This window comes from Paenibacillus sp. P4_E11 (assembly GCF_056401635.1).
Window position 1 is genome coordinate 1 of sequence record NZ_JBFUIX010000176.1, and the last position, 5,978, is coordinate 5,978.

The following is a 5,978-nucleotide window of genomic DNA, read 5'->3' on the forward strand; positions in this document are numbered from 1 at the left end:
CCTATAGGCCTGTCGTACGAACCTTCAGCGATTTCTTCTTGTAACGAGTTCCTGAACAAATCTGACACCATCTATCTCCTCCAACAAAATGATAGTCAGATCATATCACAGTCTTGGAAATGTAACAATATGGAAATCCGTCCGTAATCTCGGCTGAACAGACCACAACCTGATGATAAATCCTTGCTCGTGGTTCTTTTATATGTCGGATTTCTGTGCCATGATAAACGATGTGGAGGTGATCTTGCTTGTACAATGATTTCGAACTGATTCATGATCGGCCGGTCTACATTCAAGTGATGGATTACGTGAAGCGGCTCATCATGGAAGGGGCCTTACAAGCGAWCCAGAAGCTCCCTTCCACACGCGAGTTCAGTACGCTGCTGCATGTGAGCCGCAATTCCGTGATCGCTGCCTATACAGGCCTAGTGGAGGACGGCTTCGTCTATGTCGTTCAAGGTCAAGGAAGCTATATTGCCTCCTCATCCACCCAATCTGCGCCCTCTTCATGGGATGTGGATTGGAAGGCACGACTGAACGAGCATGCTCTTCTAGCCGAGGAGCTTGATCTGATGAAGCACGGAATACGCGCCCAGAAAGGGACGATCTCTTTCACCAGCATTGCCCCAGACGAGACCTTATTCGACTTGGACAATATTAAGCGTGCGTTTCTCGATCGGATGTCCGTGGAAGGGAACGTATTGCTAAACTATGGCTACGCCAAAGGATACAAACCGCTCATTGACTATTTGCTGCGCTACATGGGTCACAAAGGTGTTGATCTGAAAGGCAAAGATCTATTAATTACGAATGGCTTCACAGAAGGCTTCGATATGATCTTATCCGCTCTGAGCAAGAAGAATGGTACTGTCATCTGCGAGAATCCGACCCACAATACCGCGATCAAGAATCTCAAGCTGCATGGATTCGAGATTACCGGGATCGGTATGGAACAAGATGGCATCAACCTAAGCGAGCTGGAGCATGCTTTGTCCAGGCAAGCCTACGATTGTGCATATTTCGTCCCTTCTTATCATAATCCGACTGGTATCGTGATGTCCGCGGAGAAACGAATCGCGCTGATGAAGCTGATGACTCGTTATCAAGTCCCGGTCATCGAAGACGGCTTCAATGAAGAGCTTCGCTATTCGGGCTCTCATGTCTCGCCGCTTATCGCAACTGCAGGCCTAAGTAATAGTGTGATCTACGTAGGTAGCTTCTCCAAAGTACTTTTCCCCGGGCTTCGCGTGGGCTGGGTGTTGGCCGACCGAGAGCTGATCTATTACTTGGAGAGTATCAAGCGTGCCCGCAGCATCCATACATCGACCATCGATCAATCGATTCTCTATCAATATTTGCACAATGGTAATTTGGAAAAATATTTAAAAAAAGCAAGGACTACTTACAAACGCAAATACGAATGGACGATGGAATGCTGTAAAGCTTACATTCCTTACACGAACTTATCGGGCGACGGCGGGCTGCATCTGTTCCTCGCCTTTGATGAGGGGTTCGACACAAGGAAGCTGCTGGAAGCGTGCGCTCAGCAAGGGGTTATTTTCACACCTGGGGACGTGTTTCACACCGATGGCAAAGGACAGCATACGATGCGGCTTGGATTTTCCAGAGTAGCGGATGAAGATATTATCAAGGGAATTCGAATTATTGGCGAGATGGCCAAACAACTACTAGGTTGAAGAGGTGCAGAAATGAAGATTGGCATCATTATGGGTGGCATTTCATCGGAACGCGAGGTGTCGATTCAGACAGGTAAGGAAATACTGTCTCATCTGGATCACCATCAATATGACGTGACTTCTATCGTGATATCGCAGCGGGAAGAGCTGATTGAAAAGGTGCAAGGGATCGATCTGGCCTTGCTTGCCCTCCATGGAGTGTATGGGGAAGATGGAACGGTGCAAGGTACGCTAGAAACGTTAGGTATCCCTTATACAGGAAGCGGCGTACTCGCTAGCAGCATGTGCATGAACAAGGAAGTTACCAAGCGATTACTACGCTATGAGGGAATCTCGACGCCCGACTGGCTCTGCTGGAACAAGTTGGATGAGTACAGTGCGGAAGCCGTCGAACAGTTAGGCTATCCGGTTATCGTCAAGCCTAATTCCGGCGGTTCAAGCATCGGTATTCAAAAGGTCACAAGTCCGAATTCTCTTCGGAGCGCTGTAGAGGAAGCTTTTCGCTGGGACGATTCGGTCTTGATCGAACGGTATATGCCCGGAGAAGAAATCACTTGTTCCATCTTGAACGGCGAATTGCTGCCCATCATCAGCATACGATCGGTTCATTCGGACTGGTTCGATTATACGGCCAAATACAGTGACGGCGAGGCCGATGAGCGAGTGATCGTCCTGCCCCCGGAAATTGAAGTGAGAGTGCGTTCAACAGCGCTAACATGTTACCGGATCATGAAGTGCGATGTATACGCGAGAGTCGATATGATGCTAGTGAATGGCATCCCTTACGTATTGGAAGTGAACACTCTACCCGGCATGACCACGAATAGTCTGTTTCCTAAGAGCGCTCTAGCGGCGGGCATCTCGTTCAGCCAACTGCTGGATCGTATTATTCAAAGCTCGTTAACAGAGAGAACATATAGACAGGGAGTGTCTCACATTGACTAATGAATGGATTTCACCGATTGTCCGGGATTTGCCACCTTCTGGAATCCGCGCTTTCTTTGATCTGGGTGAAGGCAGCCAGGATACGATCTCGCTTGGCTTGGGGGAACCGGATTTCGTAACACCTGAGCATGTCCGGGCAGCTTGTATTCGCGCCCTGCATGAAGGGAAGACGACGTACACACCCAATGCCGGGCTGCTGGAGCTGCGGGAAGAAATCGCCACATACTTGTCTGGCAGCTTTCAGCTACGTTACGAACCTACGAACGAGATTATAGTTACGGTCGGCAGCAGCGAAGCGGTTGATCTAGCTCTGCGGACACTGCTCACTCCAGGCGATGAGGTTCTCCTTCCAACGCCAGGCTACGTTGCCTATGCTCCGATCACCCAGCTGTGCGGTGGGACCAAAGTAGAGGTCGAAACCTTAGCCGACCAACAGTTCAAGCTCACTGCACAAGCGTTACGTGAACGAATCACCCCCCGCTCCAAGGTGCTAATCTTGAATTATCCGAATAACCCGACGGGGGCCGTCATGACCTACGAGGATTTGCTGCCGATTGCGGAGCTGGCCATAGCGCACAACCTAATCGTGATCTCGGATGAAATCTATGCGGAGCTTACTTATGATCGCCCGCATGTCAGCATAGCCTCGCTGCCGGGTATGAAGGAACGGACGCTTGTCATTAGCGGCTTCTCCAAAGCTTTTGCCATGACAGGCTGGCGGATTGGCTATGCTTGCGGGAATCCGGACATCATCGCGGCCATGCTCAAGATTCATCAATATACAGCGATGTGCGCCCCGGTACTAGGACAAATCGCTGCGATCGAATCGCTGCGCAACGGGATGGATGAGAAGAATGCAATGATGGCCTCGTTCAATCATCGTCGGCAACTGTTCGTACAAGGGTTGCGGGCAATCGGACTGCCGTGTCACGAGCCGCAGGGCGCCTTCTATGCGTTTCCTTCCATTGCACACACGGGGCTTAGTTCCGAAGAGTTCGCCCTACGGCTTCTGAAGGAAGCGAAGGTCGCGGCCGTTCCCGGGCACGTATTCGAATCTGGCGGAGAAGGCTACCTTCGGTGCTCTTATGCCGTCTCCGTCTCGAAGCTGGAAGAAGCGCTTGAGCGAATTGATCGGTTCATGCGCATGCTGCACCCGGTAAGTTGCTAAGCCTCGTGTTAATGGAATCCCCGCCAAATACACAAAGACCGCCGAAGTGAACATTATCTTGGCGGTCTTTGTTATTAAGCTAGTAATTCATACATTCTTTCCAGCACGGCTATTCCTTGTACTTCGGCCTCCTTGGCACGACCCAGAAGCTCCACCGTGTGGGGAATGTTTTCTGTAGCTCGGGGATTGGCACTCTTCTTGCTAAGCGGATAAGGATACATCTGTTCAAGCTCGCCTAGATTATCGGCGGACAGAGCATAGTGTGAAGCTGCTTCTTCCGCCAATCGCGCCACTTGTGCACCCTTGGACGTGCCGTCGTTCCACTGTCGGGACAGCAGTTCCAAGAAGGCAACTCCATGCCGACGCGCATCGGAGATGGCACGCACATTGATCGCATTCCCCTTAATCTCATAGCTGCCCCCGGACTTGATCGCCTCGATCCAAATGTCGTATGCATCCAAGCCAGCGTGTACGTTATTCCACAACAGCGGGTCCCGGCCATGGGCATGCTCAATAATGACGGCCAGCGCCTTCTTCAACATGTCGGTCCTGTTGGTATCGAGGGACTGTTCGATTAATGCCAAACACAGAATACGGCGATTCGGCAGTTGGTCATACGGAATCGTACTGTCCTTGTGATTGTCGATGGCATACAGCATCTGTTGCTCATCGTCAAAGCCATAAATCACGCCAAACTCCTTCGCGAACAAATTCCATCCGACCACCGGAACACCTCGCTGTAGGCTAGTACGAATGGTCTGAATCAACTCGTGGGGTTGGCTCCTATTGGATGCGTATCATCGTTTGGCTCATCGTCTTTCGGCCAGCCGCCCCAGATGCCCAACTGATTGCCATCTGGATCCTTGAACTGGAAGCTGTAGCCGCCCCCTGGCTTATACACCATCTCTTGAACCTCAACGCCCTTGCGGATCATTTCCTCATTCAGCTCATGAATGTTGTCCACTTGAAACGTAAAGAAAGGCTTTCGTTCGCCTCTCGTGCTAACAAACTCCAATTTCGGTATTTCGTTCGCACGAATCAAGCCTAGCGCCATTCCATTCAAATTCAAGAACGCCCCATCGTCACCCTCGTTAAAAGGAAAACATAAGCCTATCCCGAACATTTCTGTGTACCACTTTACGGACTGCTCCACATTTCTTACCGGCAACTCAATAACTTGAAGATGAAACGATTTCGCTGTCATTGTGTATCCCTCCTACATAGTCTCATCTATATAACTTATTGTGATTGGATAAAGAAATGGCCATCATCCGATTGTTGAAGAAATTCTCAGCAAATGTCCATTCGGATCGCGAAAATCAAAATAGATGTAAGACTCCTGCCTCCATACCTTGGAGATGTCTAGACCGCTACCGCGCAATGCTTTGTAAGAATGATAGATTCGACTCACGTTCCCGCTTCTGAAAGCCTGAATGAAGATCTCCATTAACTCCTGTGTCATGCGTTCATGGGGGAGAACTTCTGTCCGGCCTTGCCTACGGGGACGCCCTTCGGAAGCCATACGGGTCAAGCGTTGGCGAGTTCTCTTCAACGCCTCCTTGATCGCGCCTTCCGTTGAACCTAGATGGATCGCTGTCTCCTTCGCCGTGAACCTAAAGACATCAATCATAAGTAACAGCACAGCTTGTCTCGTGGATAACCGTTCCGCCATTACTTCAAAAACTTCCCTTATATCCAGATCGGTCGAAGTGTACTTGCTATTCATATGTTCCTCGATCAGAGGTTGTTCGGGAACGGATTTCTTCCGGATGCTGTCAATCCAAGTGTTCTTGGCGATCCGGAACAGTAAGGGTTTGTTCCATGTGGACACGTCGGTGTATGCACGCAAAGCCTTTTCCAGGGTACTTTGGAATAGATCCTCCCCGTCGTCCAGGCTATTGGCCAATCTATTGCAATAAGCACGAAGTGCGGAGAGATGTGGTTCAATTGCGATCTCGAATAAAGAGGGTTGGATATGCTCACTACCTTCCAACATCAGGTAATTTATTCATCAAAGATTATATCATAATCTCGCGATTCGCTTCTCCAGTCTTCCAATAGGTAAAGGGGAATCTCACCATAAAAACGGCGAGTTTTTTTGTTGGGAAAGGCCACACAGTCCATTATTTTCCATAATGTGATATGATTAAAGTCGGAAAGTACTGATT

6 protein-coding genes are annotated in these 5,978 nt (G+C 49.7%); 3 read left to right on the forward strand and 3 right to left on the reverse strand.

The genetic code is table 11. From position 1 onward, the window contains the following. Window positions 1–248 precede the first annotated feature (248 nt). From AC1DWB_RS30440 to AC1DWB_RS30450, 3 genes are read left to right on the forward strand one after another with little or no spacing between them, the layout of a single operon-like run. The gene (locus tag AC1DWB_RS30440; RefSeq protein ID WP_477544846.1) at window positions 249–1,697 is read left to right on the forward strand and encodes an aminotransferase-like domain-containing protein; all 1,449 of its coding nucleotides are present in this window, start codon (window positions 249–251) and stop codon (window positions 1,695–1,697) included. A 12-nt stretch (window positions 1,698–1,709) separates the two neighbouring features. Continuing rightward, on the forward strand, window positions 1,710–2,642 hold the full coding sequence (locus AC1DWB_RS30445; protein WP_477544847.1) for a D-alanine--D-alanine ligase: 933 nt from the start codon (window positions 1,710–1,712) through the stop codon (window positions 2,640–2,642). Beyond that, window positions 2,635–3,810 carry an aminotransferase class I/II-fold pyridoxal phosphate-dependent enzyme gene (locus AC1DWB_RS30450; RefSeq protein ID WP_477544848.1) on the forward strand — a complete coding sequence of 392 codons (1,176 nt, stop codon included), beginning with the start codon at window positions 2,635–2,637 and terminating at the stop codon, window positions 3,808–3,810. Before AC1DWB_RS30445 ends, AC1DWB_RS30450 begins: the two co-directional genes overlap by 8 nt. Window positions 3,811–3,884: 74 nt before the next feature. Here AC1DWB_RS30450 and AC1DWB_RS30455 read toward each other — a convergent pair whose 3' ends face one another. The 3 genes from AC1DWB_RS30455 to AC1DWB_RS30465 form a co-directional block, all read right to left on the reverse strand. Further along, window positions 3,885–4,577: a hypothetical protein gene (locus AC1DWB_RS30455; protein WP_477544849.1), complete on the reverse strand. Its 693-nt coding sequence runs from the start codon at window positions 4,575–4,577 to the stop codon at window positions 3,885–3,887. Next, complete coding sequence (locus AC1DWB_RS30460) at window positions 4,574–5,014, reverse strand: VOC family protein (RefSeq protein ID WP_477544850.1); 441 nt, start codon at window positions 5,012–5,014, stop codon at window positions 4,574–4,576. The genes AC1DWB_RS30455 and AC1DWB_RS30460 overlap by 4 nt, the downstream gene beginning before the upstream one ends. A 63-nt stretch (window positions 5,015–5,077) precedes the next feature. After that, entirely contained in the window at window positions 5,078–5,806 is a 729-nt protein-coding gene (locus AC1DWB_RS30465; protein ID WP_477544851.1) for a sigma-70 family RNA polymerase sigma factor, read from the reverse strand. Window positions 5,807–5,978 lie beyond the last annotated feature (172 nt).

Coding starts and splice junctions, on each gene's coding strand:
- AC1DWB_RS30465 (WP_477544851.1), bottom strand. CDS start 5,806: ATGTTGGAAGGTAGTGAGCATATCCAACCCTCTTTATTCGAGATCGCA.
- AC1DWB_RS30460 (WP_477544850.1), bottom strand. CDS start 5,014: ATGACAGCGAAATCGTTTCATCTTCAAGTTATTGAGTTGCCGGTAAGA.
- AC1DWB_RS30445 (WP_477544847.1), top strand. CDS start 1,710: ATGAAGATTGGCATCATTATGGGTGGCATTTCATCGGAACGCGAGGTG.